We start from the raw sequence: 16,673 nt of genomic DNA on the forward strand, positions 1-16,673 counted from the left end.
GTCGATAGAGTGGTTCCATGACTTCGCCCGCATCCCGCCCGGTCCCGCCCGCAGCCGCAAACCCGATCAACCTGCGGGGCGCCGTCGATCTTTCCTCGCTGAAGCAACGCCCCGCGCCGCCCGCCGGACCGGGGTCCACGCACACCGGAGCCGCCCAGCCCGGATCCGCCCAGCAGCCAGCGGACGGCGGCGCCGCCCCGTTGCGCGTCAACGTCACCGAGGCCAACTTCCAGGACCTGGTGGACCTCTCCGCCCGGGTGCCCGTCGTTATCGCCATGTGGGCCTCCTATTCACCCGGGTCCGGGGATCTGGTGGACGCCCTGGAGCAGATTGTCACCAGTTACGAGGGCCGCCTGGTTCTCGGCGCCGCCGATATCGAGGCCTTCCCGCAACTGGCCCAGGCGTTTCAGGTGCAGGCCGTTCCCACGGCCGTCGCCGTGGTGAAGGGCCAGCCCGTGCCGCTCTTCCAGGGCGGCGCCGACGAGCAGCAGGTCCGCAGCCTCTTCGATGAACTCCTCAAGGTGGCCGCCGCCAACGGCGTCACCGGCCGGATCGGCGGCGGCGGTCCGGCCGCCGCGGAGGCCGAGGCCCCGCCGCTGCCCCCGTTGCACCAGAAGGCCTTCGACGCGATCGAGGCAGGTGACTTCGACGGTGCGGCCGCCGCGTACCGCCAGGCCCTCACCGAGATGCCCGCCGACGCCGACGCCAAGGTGGGCCTGGCCCAGGTGGAGCTGATGGGACGCCTGCAGGCCCTGTCCACCGAGGACGCCGACGCCGTCCGTGCCAAGGCCGCGGAGGAACCGGACAACCTGGACGCACAGCTGGCCGTCGCCGATCTCGACGTCGCCGGCGGGCACGTGGAGGACGGCCTGGGCCGGATGGTGGCCTTCATCGGCCGGAACTTCGGACCGGAGCGGGAGACCGCCCGGGTGCGCCTGCTGGAACTCTTCGACGTCGTCGGCGCCACCGACGAGCGTGTGGCCAAGGCCCGCCAGAACCTGGCCCGGGTGCTGTTCTAATGGCGTCCGCACTCTTCAGCCCGCTGACCCTGCGCTCCCTGCGGCTCGAGCACCGCGGCTGGGTATCGCCGATGTGCCAGTACAGCTGCGAACCCGAGACCGCCGAGGGCGTCCCCACCGACTGGCACCTGATGCACCTCGGATCGTTCGCCACCGGGGGAGCGGCCCTGATCCTCACCGAGGCGGCCGCCGTCAACCCCGCCGGGCGGATCAGCCCGCGGGACGCCGGCCTCTATAACGATGCCCAGGCCGAATCCTGGACCAGGATCGTGGACTTCGTGCACCGGCACGGCACCGCGGAGACCAAGATCGGCACCCAGCTCTCCCACGCCGGCCGCAAGGCCTCCAGCTACTGGCCGTTCTCCGGCAAGACCGGCACCGTCCCTGCCTCCGAGGGCGGCTGGGACCCGGTGGGCCCGGGCACCGGTGCCTTCGACGGCTACGCGCCGCCGTCGGCCATGACCGGGACCGAGATCGAGGGCGTGATCGCCGACTTCGTTGCCTCCGCCCGGCGGGCAGTGGAGGTTGGCTTCGACACCATCGAAATCCACGGTGCGCACGGCTACCTGCTGCACCAGTTCCAGAGCCCGCTGATCAACGACCGCACCGACGAATGGGGCGGCGACGAGGCGGGCCGTAACCGGCTCATGCTGGCCGTGGTGGACGCGGTGCGCGGGGTCATTCCGGACTCGATGCCGCTGTTGCTGAGGATCTCCGCCTCGGACTGGGCCGAGGGCGGCGTAGACGCCGAGGCCTCCGTCCGGCTCGCCCGCGCCGCCTCCGAGCGCGGCGTGGACCTGGTGGACGTCTCCAGCGGCGGCGCCGTAGCGCACCAGACGATTCCGGTGGGTCCCGGCTACCAGACCGGCTTCAGCGCCAAGATCCGACGCGAGGCCGGCGTCAAAACCGGCACGGTGGGATTGCTCACCTCCGCCGGCCAGGCGGAACACGCCGTGGCGACCGGCCAGGCCGACGGCGTGCTGATCGCCCGCGCGGCGCTGCGCGACCCGCACTGGTGGCTGCGCGCGGCCTTCGAACTGGGCCACGAGCTGGCCTGGCCGCCGCAGTACGAACGGGCCATGCCCCGGCGGACGTTCTAGCCAGCGGCTAAGATGGAAGCCATGACCAGCATGACGGAACCCCTGACGACGGCCCCCCAGAACGCCCTGGACAACGACCTCGACAACGACCCGATGCGTGAGCTTTCCGGCGCCGGGACGTCGACGGCGACGATCGAGCGTGAGGAACTGCGCCAGGAAGTGGAACCGGGAGACCGGGAGCGCTTCGCGCATTACGTCCGCAAGGAAAAGATCATGGAGTCGGCCCTCTCCGGGGAACCCGTCATTGCCCTCTGCGGCAAGGTCTGGACCCCTGGACGGGATCCGAAGAAGTTCCCTGTGTGCCCCGAATGCAAAGAGGTTTACGAGGGGCTGCGCCCCGGCGGTGACGACGGCGGCTCCGGCAAGTAGGGCGTGGCATCCGGTTCAACCGAAAAAGATTGGTGTTTTTGTGCTTAGTGGGGCTTTTCCCGAACCAACAGACGCGTATGGACGGGAGGCCCGCTAAGTGACGGAAACACTGTTCGGCGGTCCCGTGCTGCCGCCCGCCTATCCCGAGCGGGCCGCGTGGGGAACCGCGCCGAAACTGCGTGCCTGGCAGCAGGAGGCGCTGGATAACTACTTCGCCACCAACCCCCGGGACTTCCTTGCCGTCGCAACCCCCGGGGCCGGTAAGACTACGTTCGCCCTCCGGGTGGCCTCCATGCTGATCGATTCGGGCGTGGTCAACCGCGTGACCATCGTGGCGCCCACGGACCACCTCAAGCGCCAGTGGGCGGACGCCGCCGCGAAGGTGGGCATCGCCATCGACCCGAACTTCAAGAACGCCGACGGCCAGCACGGCCGCGGCTTCATCGGCGTCGCCGTCACGTACGCGCAGGTGGCCAGCAAGCCGATGCTGCACCGGGCCAAGACCGAGGCCGCCCGCACCCTGGTGATCCTGGATGAGATCCACCACGGCGGCGAGGCGCTCTCCTGGGGCGACGGGCTCCGCGAGGCCTTCGACCCGGCCGCGCGCCGGCTGTCCCTGACCGGTACCCCATTCCGCTCGGACACCTCCCCGATCCCGTTCGTCGAGTACGCGGAGGACCGCGACGGCATCCGCCGCTCCAAGGCCGACTACACCTACGGCTACGGCAAGGCGCTGCGCGACCACGTGGTCCGTCCGGTGATGTTCATGGCCTACTCCGGGCAGATGCGCTGGCGCACCAGCGCGGGCGACGAGATGGCGGCCTCCCTCGGCGAAGCCGCCGTCACCAAGGACATCACATCCCAGGCGTGGCGCACCGCGCTGAACCCGGCCGGCGAATGGATCCCGGCCGTGCTGGCCGGGGCGGACAAGCGCCTGAGTGAGGTCCGGCGCACCGTGCCCGACGCCGGCGGCCTTGTCATCGCCACCGACCACGAGGACGCCCGGGCCTACGCCGGGCAGCTGAAGCGGATCACGGGCGAGTCACCCACCGTGATCCTCTCCGACGACGCCAAGGCCTCCTCCAAGATCGAGGAGTTCTCCGCCGGGGAGAAGCGCTGGATGGTCGCGGTGCGGATGGTCTCCGAAGGCGTCGACGTGCCCCGCCTCTCGGTGGGCGTGTACGCGACGTCGACCTCCACGCCGCTATTCTTCGCCCAGGCCGTGGGCCGCTTCGTGCGTGCCCGCAAGCGCGGCGAAACGGCGTCGGTGTTCCTGCCCTCGGTACCGCAGCTGATGGCGCTGGCGAACTCGATGGAGGCCGAGCGGGACCACGCACTGGACCGCCCGGAGAGGGAAGACGCGGACGGGCTGTTCAACCCCGAGGATTCGCTGATGGACGAGGCGAACCGCGAGGAGAAGGCCTCGGACACGCTGATGAAGGGCAAGTTCGAGGCGCTGGATTCCCAGGCGTCCTTCGACCGGGTGCTGTTCGACGGTGGCGAATTCGGCACCGGCGGCGAGGTCGGCTCCGAGGACGAGCTGGACTTCCTCGGCATTCCCGGCCTGCTCGACGCCGAACAGGTGGGCACGCTGCTGCGCCAGCGCCAGCACGAACAGCTCAGCCGCAAGAACAAGCGCGCCCCCCAGGCGGCGGCCTCCGAGCCGGCACCGGCGGTCCCGGACCACCGGATGCTGATGGACCTGCGCACCGAACTGGCCAAGAACGTCGCCGCCTGGTCCGCCCGGACCGGCACCCCGCACGGGGTCATCCACACCAAGCTGCGCACGGTCTGCGGCGGCCCGCCCGTCGCCCAGGCCAACGAGGAACAGCTACAGAGCCGGCTGCGGAAGCTGCAGGACTGGTTCATCGGCCGGAAGTAGCCGCACGCCCGCGGTAGCCCCCGGCGCCCGGGCGCCCCGGGGGCACGACACAAAAAAAAGGGACCGGAGTGATCCGGTCCCTTTTTCGTGTCGTTCGGGGGCGCTGCTACTGGTTCGGCTGGCCGGACTGGGCGCCGCCGCCGCAGGCCTGGGAGAAGGTCTGGCCGGCCGAGGTGTACTTGCCCTTGAGCTCGTCGAGCTTGCCCTGGTCCGGGTCCTTCTTGGCGGCCTCGTCCAGGTAATCAACGATCGACTGCAGCGGTGCCTGCAGTTCCTCGGAGGCGGTGGCCTGGATCGGGCGGATCTGGTTTGCCAGGCGGGTCATGCCGAACTTGTCCGAGCTGGAGGACGGGGAGCTGGTGATCGTCTTGATCCGGTCGCAGGTCTCGGCGGTGGTCATCTTCGGGGCCGAGCAGGCGGCCGCTCCGAGGATGGTCCCGGCAGCGAGCAGGACGGTCAGGGTCTTCTTCATGATGATGTACTCCGGGATTTACTGTTCCGACGTTACTGGCAAGGATTCCGAGTCTACTGTGCGCGGCGCCGGGGCCGCGATCTCAGTCCAGCTCGACGCCGCCGAGTTCCATCTCGGCGAAGGTGTCCTCGAGGTCGTCGGCGATGCCCACGGTCAGGTTGCGCGGGACGGTGACGGTATAGCCGGCCTGGACCGCGTCCAGGGCCGTGGCCTTGACGCAGTAGTCGGCGGCGATCCCCACGACCACAACCTCTTCGACGTCGTGGCTCTGCAGCCAGTCGTCCAGCCCGATCGCGTCCTCGTCACCCTCCTGGCCGCCGGCCGGGCCGGCCGCCGGCAGCGCGCCGGGCGTCCGGTCGCCGGTGGGTACGGCGTCGTCCGGGGCAAGCAGGCCCTCGAAACCGGAGTAGGCGGCCGTGTACTGGCCCTTGCGGAAATAGGCCTGGATGTATTCGGTGTCCAGGTCCGGGTGCAGCTCCGCCCCGCGGGTGCCGGCGACGCAGTGCCGCGGCCAGCTCTCGACGAAGTCCGGCGCGTCCGAGAAGTGCGCGCCCGGATCGATGTGCCAGTCCTGGGTGGCCACGACGTGGTCGAACTGCCCGTGGTGGGCGTCGACGTATTCGCTGATCTCCGCGGCCAGTGCCGCCCCGCCCTCAACGGCCAGGGAACCGCCCTCGCAGAAGTCGTTCTGTACGTCGACAATGATCAGGGCGCGGGACATTCAGTCCTCCTCGTAGACGGTGGGGATGGCCGGTTCGCCGCGCTGCAGCCGGTTGACCACGGGCGGAAGTTCGGCCATGGAGGCGGCGTGCCGGTCGCGGGCACGCACCACGCCCTCGGGGCCGGTCCAGCCGGGAAGCAGCTCGCCGTTCTTGATGAACTGCTGCAGCAGCTGGCGGTCGTTGCCGTCGTCCTCGGGCCGGTGGCCGATGCCGACGATCTCCTGGGTCGCGATGCCGCGGTCGTTGAGGCGGCGCAACGCGTACTTGCGGCCGCCCTTGCTCGCCTTGTTCTTCGCCGCCTTCGCGACCGCGACGAACTCGCCGTCGTCGTTGGTGCGGCTGACGAGCTTATAGACCAGGCTTGCCGTCGGCGCGCCGGATCCGGTGACCAGGGAGGTGCCGACGCCGTAGGAATCCACCGGGGCGGACTGCAGGGCCGCGATGGCGAACTCGTCGAGGTCGGAGGTGACGATGATGCGGGTGTTGACGTTGCCGAGGTCATCGAGCAGCTGGCGTACCCACTGGGCCTGGGCCACCAGGTCGCCGGAGTCCAACCGGACGGCGCCGAGCTTGTCGCCGGCGAGGTCGACGGCGGTGCGCACGGCGGCCTCGACGTCGTAGGTGTCCACCAGCAGCGCCGTGCCCGCTCCCATGGAGGCCAGCTGGGCTTCGAAGGCGTCCCGTTCGGTGTCGTGCAGCAGGGTGAAGGAGTGGGCCGCGGTGCCGACGGTCTTGATGCCGTAGCGGCGGCCGGCCTCCAGGTTGGAGGTGCTGGCGAAGCCGGCGATCACGGCGGCGCGGGCGGCGGCGACGGCGGATTCCTCCTGGGTGCGGCGGGAGCCCATCTCCACGCAGGGCCGGGTGCCGGCAGCGGTGATCATCCGGGACGCGGCGGAGGCGATGGCGGAGTCGTGGTTGAGGATCGAGAGGATGTAGGTCTCCAGGACGCAGGCCTCGGCGAAGGTCGACTCGACGATCAGGATGGGGGAGTTGGGAAAGTACGCGTCGCCCTCGGCATAGCCCCAGATGTCGCCGGAGAAGGAGAAGTCCGCGAGGTACTCCAGGGTTTGTTCGTTGACCACGCCGGTGCTGCGCAGGAAGTCGATTTCCCCGGGGCCGAAGCGGAAGTTCGCGATGCCCTCCAGCAGGCGGCCGGTACCGGCGACGATGCCATACCGGCGGCCCTCGGGCAGCCGGCGGGCGAAGGCCTCGAACACCGACTTGCGGTGGGCCGCGCCCGAGTGCAGGGCGGCCTGAAGCATGGTCAGCTCGTAATGGTCGGTGTACAAGGACGTGCGGGGGTGGTCCCAGCCGGCGGAGGTGCTCACGAAATTTACTCTAGTCCCCACCGGCTCCCTCGTCTCGCTCCGCTTCGACGCGGGGCCCTCGCCGTCGGGGGCCCACCCACCGGCTCCAGCCGGGCTCCTTCATCGCCATAGAATGGACCAATGACCCTCAGCGTTGCGCTTGGCCCCGATACCGAGGCCGGCACCCACACCGGAACGGCGACGTCCACCGACGTCCTGACGGCCCCGGACATCCCCTGGAACCTCGTAATCTGGAACGATCCCGTGAACCTGATGAGCTACGTCAGCTACGTTTTCCGCAGCTACTTCGGCTACTCCGAGGCCAAGGCGACCAAGCTCATGCTGGAGGTCCACAAGAAGGGCCGCTCCATCGTGGCGCACGGCAGCAAGGAACAGGTCGAACAGCACGCGGTGGCCATGCACGGCTACGGCCTCTGGGCCACCGTGGAGAAGGCCAGCGGCGGCCCCGGCAACGGATCGGGCAAGGGCAAGGGAAAACGTGGCTAAGGCATTCAAATACGGCCTCAAGGGCATCACCGGCTACCTCGAACCGGCCGAGCGCGACCTGCTGCGCAGCCTCTTCGACGACGTCATCTCCATGCTGGAGCCGCACGAACGCGCCAATGAGGATCCACTCGCGGCCCTCGTGGGGTTGGACACGGAGGCGCGTGAACCCTCCGACCGCGCCCTGCGCCGGCTGCTGCCCAACGTCTCCAAGAACGACGCCGAGGCCTCCCTGGAGTTCCGCCGGTACACGGAGCGCTCGCTGCGGGAGAGCAAGATCGGCGCCCTGAAGGCCGCCTCGCTGGGCCTCGACAAGGAGGAACTGGTGCTGACCCCCGCCGACGCCCGGCACTGGTCCACCGCGCTGAACGATGTCCGCCTGGTCCTCGCCGAGCGCCTCGACATCCGCGACGACGCCGACGCCGAACACGTGCACCGGATGCAGGACTGGTCCCAGGCCGAAGACGTCGAAAGCTATCTGGCCCTGGTCTACAACTTCACCACCTGGCTGCAGGAATCCCTCGTCCAGGCGATGCTGGCGTCCCTCGAGGCCTAGGCCGCCCGGCCCTGTACACCCCCCAGCCCGCGGCGTAGCGTGATCCGCCGTGGACGGACTTTCCCGCGACGAGTTTTCCCTCCCGGAGCGCCTCACCGGGGCCCTGGGCCGCAGTGCCGCGGCCGGCCGGATCGGCGCCGCGCAGGAGGCGATCTACGGGCCGGTCATCGACTGGGCGCGGCGCACCCCGCTGCACAGCGGAACCCTCGGCCACTCGGTCCACCCGATGCTCACCGACGTCACCCTGGGTTGCTGGCTCAGCGCCGCGATCCTGGATATAGCCGGCGGTCCTGCCTCCCGGCCTGCGGCCACGGTGCTGACCGCTGCGGGCCTCGCGGCGGCGGTTCCGACGGCGTTTGCCGGTGCCGCGGACTGGTCCGAGACGGAGGGGGAGGAGCACCGGATCGGCGCCGGCCACGCCCTCGGCACCGACGCCGCAACCTTTCTCTTCCTGGGCTCGCTGATCGCCCGGCTGCGCGGCCGGCACGCGGCCGGGGTCCGGCTGGGCCTGGCCGGTAATGCGGTGGCCGCGGCCGCGGGATTCCTCGGCGGCCACCTGGCGTTGAACCGCGGCACCGCCCGCCGTTCCGCCGCCGCCGTGTGATCCATTGCACACGAGTTGCTCGACACAATGTCATGGTCCGGCCCGGGGCGAAGCCCTATTCTCGTAGAACCATGACTTCAGCATCGAGCACGGACCCCGAGACCTCGGCACTGGCCGAACGCCCCATCGGCGTTTTCGACTCCGGCGTCGGCGGCCTCACGGTGGCACGCTCCATCATCGACCAGCTGCCCAACGAGTCCATCCTGTACGTCGGCGACACCGCGCACGGCCCCTACGGCCCGTTGCCGATCGCCGAGGTCCGCGCCAACGCCCTTGGCGTCATGGACGAACTGGTCGACTCCGGGGTCAAGCTCCTGACCATCGCCTGCAACTCCGCCTCCGCCGCCGTGCTCCGCGACGCCCGCGAACGCTACACCGCCCGCTACGGCATCCCCGTCATCGAGGTCATCCAGCCCGCGGTCCGCCGGGCCGTCTCCGCCACCCGCACCGGCCGCGTCGGCGTCATCGGCACCTCCGCTACGGTCGGCTCCCGCGCCTACGAGGACACCTTCGCCGCGGCGCCGGACCTGCAGATCACCTCCGCGGCGTGCCCGGCCTTCGTGCCCTACGTCGAGGCCGGCATCACCACCGGCCCCGAGCTGCTGGCCGTGGCCCGCGAATACCTCGCCCCGCTGATCGCCGCCAAGGTGGACACCGTGGTGCTCGGCTGCACGCACTACCCGCTGCTGACCGGCGTGATCTCCTTCGTCATGGGCGAGGACGTCACGCTCGTCTCCAGCGCCGAGGAAACCGCCAAGGACGTCTACCGGGCCCTGGCCTCCCGCGGGCTGGAACGCGCCGGCAGCACCGCCCCGGAACACAACTTCATCGCCACCGGGGACGCCGCGCAGTTCGAACACCTGGCGCGCCGCTTCCTGGGCCCGGAGGTGCTCAGCGTCCGGCACGTGGACCACGTCGCGGCGCAGTACCCCACCGGCAGCCTGGCCCGCATCACCCCGGAGATGATCGCCGCCGCCCAGGCCGCCGTCGGCCGGCCCCGGATCTCCAACTTCGTCTCCTCCGCCGCGCAGATCTCCCCGCCGCGGACCAGCGGCCTGTGAAGCTCACCATCGTCGGGTGCACCGGCTCGTTCCCCGGCCCCGGCTCGCCGGCGTCGTGCTACCTGCTGACCGCCGACGACGGCGAGCGGCGCTGGAAGGTGGTGCTGGACCTCGGCAGCGGGGCGCTCGGCGCCATCCAGCGCTACACCGACCTCGAGGACATCGACGGCATCTTCCTCACCCACCTGCATCCCGACCACTGCATGGACCTCTGCGGCCTGCACGTGGCGGTGCGCTGGAAGCCGGGCGGATGGGGCCGCGGGCGGATCCCCGTCTGGGGGCCGGCCGCGACGGCGGACCGGATGGCCACGGCCTACGGGCTGGACCTTGACCCGGGGATGCACGAGGAATTCGACTTCAGCAACTGGGCCGAACGGAGCCCGGTGACGATGGGGCCATTCACCATCACCCCGTACGCGGTCAACCACCCCGTCGAGGAGGCCTACGCCCTCCGCGTGGAGGTCACCGAGCCGGACAAGGACGGCAACCCGGTGACCCGGGTGCTCAGCTACTCCGGCGACACCGACTCCTGCACCGGGCTCGAGGATGCCGCGCGCGACGCTGACCTGTTCCTCTGCGAGGCGGCCTTCGAGGAGGGCCGCGACGACGGCATCAAGGACGTGCACCTGACCGGCAAGCGCGCCGGCGAGGCCGCCGTCGCCGCCGGGGCCCGCCGGCTGCTGCTCACGCACATCCCGGTCTGGACCTCGCACACGACCGTGATGGCGGAGGCGAAGGAGGTCTTCGGACCGCACGTCGCCGTCGCCGTCGCCGGGGTGCACTACACCGTCTGACCGGGCCGCCCGGCTGTCGATAAGCTAGGGGGCATGACTTCCGAAGCTCCCACTGCCCCCGTTCTCCGCGCCGACGGCCGGACCCCGGACCAGCTCCGCCCCATCAGCATCACCCGCGGCTGGTCCAACCAGGCCGAAGGCTCCGCGCTGATCGAATTTGGCAACACCCGGGTGCTGTGCACCGCCTCGCTGACCGAGGGCGTGCCCCGCTGGCTCAAAGGCGAGGGCCGCGGCTGGGTCACCGCCGAGTACGCCATGCTGCCCCGGGCCACGAACACCCGCTCCGCCCGCGAATCCGTCAAGGGCAAGATCGGCGGCCGCACCCACGAGATCTCCCGCCTGATCGGCCGCTCCCTCCGCTCCATCATCGACACCAAGGCCCTGGGCGAGAACACCATCGTGCTGGACTGCGACGTGCTCCAGGCCGACGGCGGTACCCGCACCGCGGCGATCACCGGCGCATACGTCGCCCTCGCCGAGGCGATCCGCTACGCCCGCGAGAACAAGCTGATCGCCCGCAACGCCGAGCCGCTGACCGACACCATCGCCGCCGTCTCGGTGGGCATCATCGACGGCATCCCGATGCTGGACCTGCCCTACGTCGAGGACGTCCGCGCCGAGACCGACATGAACGTGGTGGTGACCGGCTCCGGCAAGTTCGTCGAGGTCCAGGGCACGGCCGAGGGCGCCCCGTTCGACCGGGACGAGCTGAACAAGCTGCTGGACCTGGCCCTGCTGGGCACCGAACAGCTCGCCGCGATCCAGCGCGAGACCCTGGCCGAGGCCCCGTGAGCGGCGAGGCAGCCGCACCTGTCCTCGTTCTCGCCACCCACAACCAGGGCAAGCTCCGGGAGCTCCGGGAGCTGCTCCGGGGGCAGATCCCGGGCCTGGACGTGGACACGCAGGTGGTGGACGCCGGCGCCGTGGGGGCTCCCGACGTCGTCGAATCCGGCGTGACTTTCGCCGAGAACTCGCTGCTGAAGGCCCGCGCCGTGGCGGAGGCCACCGGGCTGGTGTCGATTGCGGACGACTCCGGCCTGGCCGTGGACGTGCTCGGCGGGGCGCCGGGGATCTTCTCCGCCCGCTGGGCCGGCCGGCACGGCGACGACGCCGCGAACCTCGAACTGCTGCTGAACCAGCTCTCCGACGTCCCGGACGGCTTCCGCGGCGCCGCGTTCGTCTGCGCCGCCGCGCTGGCCGTTCCCGCGTCGGCGGCGGGGGAGGGACGTGAGGTAGTGGAGTACGGCCAGCTGGAGGGCACCCTGCTGCGCGAGCCGCGCGGCGCCGGCGGCTTCGGCTACGATCCGGTGCTGCAGCCGAGCGGGCTGGACCGTAGCTGCGCCGAGCTCAGCCCGGAGGAGAAGAACGCCATCAGCCACCGCGGGCACGCCTTCCGCGCGCTGCTGCCGGCGATCGTGGAGGCACTGGCCGGACGGTAACCGCGTTTAGCACTGCAAAAAAGGATGGCGCCCCACCTCGGTGGGACGCCATCCTTTGTGCGTTGTGACGGTTCAGGCCGCGGCGGGGGTCAGGGCGTCTTGCGCTCTTCTTCGGGCTCGTGTTCCTCGATGAATTCATCGACGACGTCGGTGCCGTACTTCGCGGCCTGGCGCTTGGCGATCATGCCGCGGATGACCTCAATGGCGATCGGCACCACGGAGACTAGGACGATCACGATGAAGATGATGTCCAGGTTGTCGCGGACCCACGGCACGGTGTCGCCCAGCAGGTAGCCCAGCAGCGTCACGCCGCCGCCCCACAGCGCCGCGCCAATGACGTTGTAGAGGAAGAACTTGCGCTTGCTCATCTGCGCGACGCCTACGATCACCGGCACGAAGGTGCGGATAATCGGGACGAAGCGGGCCAGGATCAGGGCTTTGCCGCCGTGCTTCTCGAAGAACGCGTGGGCGCTCTCGACGTTCTCGCGCTTGAAGAGCTTGGAGTCGGGCTTGTTGAAGATCGCGGGGCCGGCCTTGGAGCCGATCAGGTAGCCGGCCTGGTTGCCGATGATCGCGGATACCACGATCAGGGCGGCGAACGCCCAGATGTTGAACTGGATGGTGCCCGTGGCGACCAGCAGGCCCGCGGTGAACAGCATGGAATCACCCGGCAGGAAGAAACCGACCAGCAGGCCGGTCTCGGCGAAGATGATGCCGCAGACCAGCAGGACGACCCAGGGGGCCAGGGCGGGATCGGCCAGGAAGACCTGGGGGTTGAGCCAATCGGGCAGGAACGAGGCCATGTGCGGCTGGACCGGGCCGGCGCCGCCGAGGGTGGACACGGCGAGGTCGTGCAGGGTATTTGGGTTCACCCTCCAAGCGTACTGGAGAAGGGCCTGCCGGTTCCGGCGGTAAAGTATGGGGCGTGGCTTTGGACTTTACGGCGATCGACTTCGAGACGGCGAACGGGTTCCGGGGCTCCGCATGCTCGGTCGGCCTGAGCAAGGTCCGCAACGGCGTCGTGGTGGAGGAGGCGTCCTGGCTGATGCGTCCTCCCGCCGGCCACGACATCTTCGACCACCACAACGTGCGCATCCACGGCATCCGGCCCGAGCACGTCGCCGGCCGGCCCCGCTTCGGTGAGCTCTTCCCGGAGATCGGCGCATTCATCGGCGAGGACATCCTGGCCGCCCACAACGCGGCCTTCGACCTGGGCGTCATCCGGTCCGGCCTCGAGGTCTCCGGCCTGCCGGGGCCGGCCTACGACTACGTCTGCACCGTGATGCTCTCCCGCCGCTGCTATTCGCTGGTCTCCAACTCCCTGCCCTACGCGGCGGAAGAGGCGGGCGTGCCGCTGGTCAACCACCACGACGCCGCCGAGGACGCCCGTGCCTGCGCCGGGATCCTGATCGATATCGCGGCCCGCAACGGCGCCGCCAGCATCGCCGAACTCTACTTGTCCCTGGGGCTCACCGTGTCCCGGCAACCGGCCTTCGACCCGCGGCGCGACCCGCTGTCCAAGGCCAGCCAGTCGGCGCTGGAAGCGCTCGCCGCCGGACAGGGCCCGGCAGTGACCCGCCCGTACCGCGCCGGCTGGCCGGAGGAGGGTGAAAACCCGCCGCCGAACCCGCTGGCCGAACCGGGGCACCCGCTCTTCGGCCAGACCGTGGTCTTCACCGGCGAACTGGCCATCCCGAGGCAGGAGGCCAAGGTGCGCTCGGCCGAGCTGGGCGCCGCGCCGGAGAGCCGGGTGACCGGGCGCACCACCGTGCTGGTGGTGGGCGACGGCTTCGTCGCGGCGGACCTGCGTTCCGGCCGGCTGACGGGCAAGGCCCGGCGCGTGCTGGAGCTGCACCAGCGCGGCCAGCGCATCGAGGTCCTGTCCGAGGGTGAATTCCTGCAGATGGTGGGCGGCCACTCCGTCCCCGCGGCCCGGGCGGTCTGAGGCCGTCGGTTCCGGCCGGCTTCACATGACGCAACATTCATTTCGGCCCCGCGCCCGGGGCTTCTAGCCTTAAATGATGAGCAAACTGATCTCTTCACCTGCCCGGCCGGCCTCCCGGGGCCCGGTCAGCTTCGACACTGCTCAGGCCAACCTCGTCACCGTTCCGCCCGCCCGCGGCGGAGTGGACTGGGGCAGGGTCTTCGCCTTCCCCAATCCGGTGAACGAATACTCCGCCCGCATCACGGCGGCGCTCGTGGTGCTGCTGTCCGTGGCGACCCTGCTCACGGGCTCCGGCTGGGGCCTGGCCGTCATCGCCGTCGGCTTCTGGCTGCGGGTGCTCTTCGGGCCGCGGATCTCGCCCTTCGGCATCCTCTCGGTCAAGGTGCTCACGCCGGCGCTCGGCCGGAAGCGGCTGGTCCCTGGGCCGCCCAAGCGCTTCGCCCAGGGCATCGGCGCCGCCCTCTCGACGACGGCGGCCATTCTCTTCGCCACGGGCGTGGCGCCCGCCGCCTGGGTCCTCCTGGGCCTGCTGATCGTGGCGGCCTCGCTCGAGGCGTTCGCCGGCTTCTGCCTAGGCTGCGCCATCTTCGGCCTGCTGCAGCGCCGGGGACTCATCCCGGCCGACGTCTGCGAGGCCTGCAACAACGTCTCGTTCAGGCGCCGGTAACCGCCGCCAGCCGCTCGGCCATGCCCTTCACCAGTGCCACGGCCTCCGGTTCCGGGGCTTCCAGTTCCGCCAGCCAGTCCGCCGGGAGGGCCGCCGCTCCGTAGTGGGCGCCCAGGAGGTAACCGGCGAGGGCGGCCGCGCCGGCGGCATCGTCCGCCCGCTCAGCCGCCGCGGTGACGGCCGCCCGGAAGTGGGTCCGGCCCGTCTCCGGGTCGTTGCCGTCGTGCGTGGCGTCCGGCGCCGTCGTCAAAACCGCCGACAGTGCGACGGCGAGGAGGCCCGCGGCGTCCGCGCCGCCGGCGGAGGCGGCATAGATTTCCGGTGCCCGGAGTACCGCGGTGAGCGTTTCCAGCACGCCGGTGTCGGCGTCCTCGCCGCGGGGGAGCGGGGCCCCTGCCAGATGGGTGACCGCCTCGCCGGCGGCCTCCGCCAGGCCCGCGCCCAGGGCCAGGGCCCGGATGGTGAGGCTCAGGACCCCGGCGCTCTGCCGGGCGGAGGGGTGCCCGTGCGTGAGTGCCGCCGCGTCAGCGCTGAGCTTGTAGACGGCAGCGGCGTCCAAGTGGGGCACTAGGCCGAAAGGCGCCGAGCGGAGCAGGGCGCCGCCGCCGCGTGAGTCCGGGTTCAGCGGCCGCTGCACCGTCCCCATCTCGCCGGTGACCAGGGCGGCGACGGAATCCGGGTCGGGGGAGCGGGACTCCCGCGGCAGGCCGTGACCGTCAATCCAACACGGCGGCTGGAACGGGGCCGCCTCCGGCAGCGACATCCCCTGGGTGCCCAGCCAGCGCAGGTAGGCCAACCAGAGGCAGGCGTTCGCGTCCGCTGCCACCCCCGAATTGGCCCACTCCAGTGCCTCCAGCAGGCCGTCCACCGTATAGAGGGTCATCCGGGTGCGGCCGGAGAGGACGCCGGTTCCGTCCGTTCCGGCGGCGCTGCCGCCGGAGGCGCCCAGCGCGTCACCGAGGGCACCGCCCAGCAGGCAGCCGTGGATGCGGGATTCGTGCGACGGGACCGGGGGCTGCTCGTTCATGGTTTCAAATTTACCGTCCCGGACCCACGGGCCTGACGCGGTTGCCGCGGACCTTGCACGGGACCTGCCATACGGCCCGGATCCAGCGAACGTCCAGACTTCGCTGGAAGACTGCTGGCGGCACCCGACCCGAAGCGAAGGAAACCCCACGAGATGACACACCCCGCGCCCGATGCCCGGCCCGCCGCCGTTCCGCCCTCCGACCAGGCACCGGCTGCTGTTCAGCCCGCCGTCGGACGGCCCGGGCTGCTGGCCCGGTTGTCCGCCGAGGGCCTAGGGACGCTGCTGGCGGTCGTGATCGGACTCGGCGTCCCGATGTTCGCGGTGCCGCAGTACAACCCGCTTCCGGCCCCGCTGGCCGCCGGCCTGGGCCTTACCGCCGCCATGCTTGCCTTCGGGTACCTCAGTGGCGGCCACTTCAACCCCGCCGTCACGGTGGGCCACATAATTGCCGGCCGGACCCGGCTGGTTGAGGGTGCCGCGTACGTGGCGGCGCAGTTGGTGGGTGCCCTGCTCGGTGCCCTGGCCCTCTTCGGCGTGCTGCGCACGGTACCCAAGCTCAACGGCACCCAAAGCGCCTTCGACACGGTTGCCGCCGGCTTCGACTCACGCTCGATCATCCAGGCCCCGATGCCCGGCGTCCTCCTGGTGGAGGTGCTCGGCGCGGCCCTGCTGGTGGCGGTCTTCCTCGGCACCAGCGCCGGCCGCAACCCCGCCCGGACCGCCGCGCCCTATGCCGTGGGCCTGAGCTACGCCGGCCTCCTGCAGCTGGGACAAAGCATCGGCAACACCCCCTTCAACCCGGCCCGTGCCACCGCCTCCGCGATCTTCAGCAGCCCGGATGCCCTGGGCCAGCTCTGGCTCTTCTGGGTGGCCCCGCTGGTGGGCGCGGCTGTTGCCGGCCTGGTCTTCCGCGGATTCTCCCAGGCTGCCGTCGTCGCCCCCGACGCCGTGGCCGCCGATTCCACTGCCGTGGCCGGGGACCCAAACATCGTCGACCCGGAGGTTGAGGATCGGCAGGTAGCGGGCGTGGATCCCGCCGATCCGGAAGCCGAGGGTAGCGACGTCGACGTCGTGGAGACCGCACCCACAGCCCCGGCGAAGGCTGCCCCTGCCCGCGCCGACGAGGCCCGCGACTTCTTCGACAAGCGCACCCCGTAAGCGTTCTCACACACCGATACATGGCCTCGACGCCGGGCCTGCGC

19 protein-coding genes are annotated in these 16,673 nt (G+C 70.7%); 14 read left to right on the plus strand and 5 right to left on the minus strand.

Annotation, left to right across the window (positions count from 1 at the left end):
• Nucleotides 1-17: 17 nt before the first annotated feature.
• The 4 genes from ACFVY3_RS03445 to ACFVY3_RS03460 all read left to right on the plus strand — a co-directional run bounded on the left by ACFVY3_RS03445 (nucleotide 18) and on the right by ACFVY3_RS03460 (nucleotide 4,370).
• Nucleotides 18-1,019, plus strand: a complete 1,002-nt coding sequence (locus ACFVY3_RS03445) for a co-chaperone YbbN (protein WP_400158775.1) — start codon at nucleotides 18-20, stop codon at nucleotides 1,017-1,019.
• Nucleotides 1,019-2,119: an NADH:flavin oxidoreductase/NADH oxidase gene (locus ACFVY3_RS03450; protein ID WP_290257419.1), complete on the plus strand. Its 1,101-nt coding sequence runs from the start codon at nucleotides 1,019-1,021 to the stop codon at nucleotides 2,117-2,119. The genes ACFVY3_RS03445 and ACFVY3_RS03450 overlap by 1 nt, the downstream gene beginning before the upstream one ends.
• Before the next feature lie 21 nt (nucleotides 2,120-2,140).
• The gene (locus ACFVY3_RS03455) at nucleotides 2,141-2,488 is read left to right on the plus strand and encodes a DUF3039 domain-containing protein (RefSeq protein ID WP_290257420.1); all 348 of its coding nucleotides are present in this window, start codon (nucleotides 2,141-2,143) and stop codon (nucleotides 2,486-2,488) included.
• A 97-nt stretch (nucleotides 2,489-2,585) separates the two neighbouring features.
• Nucleotides 2,586-4,370: a DEAD/DEAH box helicase gene (locus ACFVY3_RS03460; RefSeq protein WP_400158776.1), complete on the plus strand. Its 1,785-nt coding sequence runs from the start codon at nucleotides 2,586-2,588 to the stop codon at nucleotides 4,368-4,370.
• A gap of 106 nt (nucleotides 4,371-4,476) precedes the next feature.
• On the opposite strand, the gene ACFVY3_RS03465 is transcribed toward ACFVY3_RS03460, so the two are convergent.
• The 3 genes from ACFVY3_RS03465 to ACFVY3_RS03475 form a co-directional block, all read right to left on the minus strand.
• Nucleotides 4,477-4,842, minus strand: a complete 366-nt coding sequence (locus tag ACFVY3_RS03465; protein ID WP_400158777.1) for a hypothetical protein — start codon at nucleotides 4,840-4,842, stop codon at nucleotides 4,477-4,479.
• A gap of 82 nt (nucleotides 4,843-4,924) precedes the next feature.
• Complete coding sequence (locus ACFVY3_RS03470) at nucleotides 4,925-5,563, minus strand: isochorismatase family protein (RefSeq protein ID WP_400158778.1); 639 nt, start codon at nucleotides 5,561-5,563, stop codon at nucleotides 4,925-4,927.
• The gene (locus ACFVY3_RS03475; protein WP_290257424.1) at nucleotides 5,564-6,892 is read right to left on the minus strand and encodes a nicotinate phosphoribosyltransferase; all 1,329 of its coding nucleotides are present in this window, start codon (nucleotides 6,890-6,892) and stop codon (nucleotides 5,564-5,566) included. It abuts the gene before it with no gap.
• Between the two features lie 120 nt (nucleotides 6,893-7,012).
• On the opposite strand from ACFVY3_RS03475, the gene clpS reads away from it, so the two are divergent.
• From clpS to rdgB, 7 genes are all read left to right on the plus strand, one after another.
• Entirely contained in the window at nucleotides 7,013-7,378 is a 366-nt protein-coding gene (clpS, locus tag ACFVY3_RS03480; RefSeq protein ID WP_290257425.1) for an ATP-dependent Clp protease adapter ClpS, read from the plus strand.
• Nucleotides 7,371-7,931: a DUF2017 domain-containing protein gene (locus ACFVY3_RS03485; protein ID WP_290257426.1), complete on the plus strand. Its 561-nt coding sequence runs from the start codon at nucleotides 7,371-7,373 to the stop codon at nucleotides 7,929-7,931. Before clpS ends, ACFVY3_RS03485 begins: the two co-directional genes overlap by 8 nt.
• Nucleotides 7,932-7,980: 49 nt before the next feature.
• A complete protein-coding gene (locus tag ACFVY3_RS03490; RefSeq protein ID WP_400158779.1) occupies nucleotides 7,981-8,535 on the plus strand; it encodes a DUF2231 domain-containing protein in 555 nt (184 codons plus the stop codon).
• Between the two features lie 71 nt (nucleotides 8,536-8,606).
• Nucleotides 8,607-9,596, plus strand: a complete 990-nt coding sequence (gene murI / locus ACFVY3_RS03495) for a glutamate racemase (protein ID WP_364134785.1) — start codon at nucleotides 8,607-8,609, stop codon at nucleotides 9,594-9,596.
• Nucleotides 9,593-10,390 carry an MBL fold metallo-hydrolase gene (locus tag ACFVY3_RS03500; RefSeq protein ID WP_400158780.1) on the plus strand — a complete coding sequence of 266 codons (798 nt, stop codon included), beginning with the start codon at nucleotides 9,593-9,595 and terminating at the stop codon, nucleotides 10,388-10,390. Before murI ends, ACFVY3_RS03500 begins: the two co-directional genes overlap by 4 nt.
• 33 nt (nucleotides 10,391-10,423) lie before the next feature.
• Nucleotides 10,424-11,182: a ribonuclease PH gene (rph, locus tag ACFVY3_RS03505; RefSeq protein ID WP_290257430.1), complete on the plus strand. Its 759-nt coding sequence runs from the start codon at nucleotides 10,424-10,426 to the stop codon at nucleotides 11,180-11,182.
• The gene (gene rdgB, locus ACFVY3_RS03510; protein WP_364134790.1) at nucleotides 11,179-11,829 is read left to right on the plus strand and encodes an RdgB/HAM1 family non-canonical purine NTP pyrophosphatase; all 651 of its coding nucleotides are present in this window, start codon (nucleotides 11,179-11,181) and stop codon (nucleotides 11,827-11,829) included. The genes rph and rdgB overlap by 4 nt, the downstream gene beginning before the upstream one ends.
• An 89-nt stretch (nucleotides 11,830-11,918) precedes the next feature.
• Here rdgB and ACFVY3_RS03515 read toward each other — a convergent pair whose 3' ends face one another.
• Nucleotides 11,919-12,686 (minus strand): VTT domain-containing protein, encoded by a 768-nt coding sequence (locus ACFVY3_RS03515; RefSeq protein WP_290257868.1) that lies wholly within the window; start codon nucleotides 12,684-12,686, stop codon nucleotides 11,919-11,921.
• A gap of 68 nt (nucleotides 12,687-12,754) precedes the next feature.
• On the opposite strand from ACFVY3_RS03515, the gene ACFVY3_RS03520 reads away from it, so the two are divergent.
• A complete protein-coding gene (locus tag ACFVY3_RS03520; RefSeq protein ID WP_290257433.1) occupies nucleotides 12,755-13,774 on the plus strand; it encodes an exonuclease domain-containing protein in 1,020 nt (339 codons plus the stop codon).
• Between the two features lie 76 nt (nucleotides 13,775-13,850).
• A complete protein-coding gene (locus ACFVY3_RS03525) occupies nucleotides 13,851-14,441 on the plus strand; it encodes a DUF4395 domain-containing protein (protein WP_290257434.1) in 591 nt (196 codons plus the stop codon).
• Here ACFVY3_RS03525 and ACFVY3_RS03530 read toward each other — a convergent pair.
• Nucleotides 14,428-15,468: an ADP-ribosylglycohydrolase family protein gene (locus tag ACFVY3_RS03530; RefSeq protein WP_400158781.1), complete on the minus strand. Its 1,041-nt coding sequence runs from the start codon at nucleotides 15,466-15,468 to the stop codon at nucleotides 14,428-14,430. The genes ACFVY3_RS03525 and ACFVY3_RS03530 overlap by 14 nt on opposite strands.
• A 153-nt stretch (nucleotides 15,469-15,621) precedes the next feature.
• Here ACFVY3_RS03530 and ACFVY3_RS03535 point away from each other — a divergent pair, with 153 nt between their 5' ends.
• A complete protein-coding gene (locus tag ACFVY3_RS03535) occupies nucleotides 15,622-16,629 on the plus strand; it encodes an MIP/aquaporin family protein (RefSeq protein ID WP_400158782.1) in 1,008 nt (335 codons plus the stop codon).
• Nucleotides 16,630-16,673 lie beyond the last annotated feature (44 nt).

The sequence above is a fragment of the Arthrobacter sp. BPSS-3 genome (assembly GCF_044628475.1).
In the GTDB taxonomy this organism is placed as follows: domain Bacteria; phylum Actinomycetota; class Actinomycetes; order Actinomycetales; family Micrococcaceae; genus Arthrobacter.

Coding starts and splice junctions, on each gene's coding strand:
- ACFVY3_RS03455 (WP_290257420.1), top strand. CDS start 2,141: ATGACCAGCATGACGGAACCCCTGACGACGGCCCCCCAGAACGCCCTG.
- ACFVY3_RS03470 (WP_400158778.1), bottom strand. CDS start 5,563: ATGTCCCGCGCCCTGATCATTGTCGACGTACAGAACGACTTCTGCGAG.
- ACFVY3_RS03525 (WP_290257434.1), top strand. CDS start 13,851: ATGAGCAAACTGATCTCTTCACCTGCCCGGCCGGCCTCCCGGGGCCCG.
- murI (WP_364134785.1), top strand. CDS start 8,607: ATGACTTCAGCATCGAGCACGGACCCCGAGACCTCGGCACTGGCCGAA.
- rph (WP_290257430.1), top strand. CDS start 10,424: ATGACTTCCGAAGCTCCCACTGCCCCCGTTCTCCGCGCCGACGGCCGG.
- ACFVY3_RS03535 (WP_400158782.1), top strand. CDS start 15,622: ATGACACACCCCGCGCCCGATGCCCGGCCCGCCGCCGTTCCGCCCTCC.
- ACFVY3_RS03465 (WP_400158777.1), bottom strand. CDS start 4,842: ATGAAGAAGACCCTGACCGTCCTGCTCGCTGCCGGGACCATCCTCGGA.
- clpS (WP_290257425.1), top strand. CDS start 7,013: ATGACCCTCAGCGTTGCGCTTGGCCCCGATACCGAGGCCGGCACCCAC.
- ACFVY3_RS03530 (WP_400158781.1), bottom strand. CDS start 15,468: ATGAACGAGCAGCCCCCGGTCCCGTCGCACGAATCCCGCATCCACGGC.
- ACFVY3_RS03450 (WP_290257419.1), top strand. CDS start 1,019: ATGGCGTCCGCACTCTTCAGCCCGCTGACCCTGCGCTCCCTGCGGCTC.
- ACFVY3_RS03445 (WP_400158775.1), top strand. CDS start 18: ATGACTTCGCCCGCATCCCGCCCGGTCCCGCCCGCAGCCGCAAACCCG.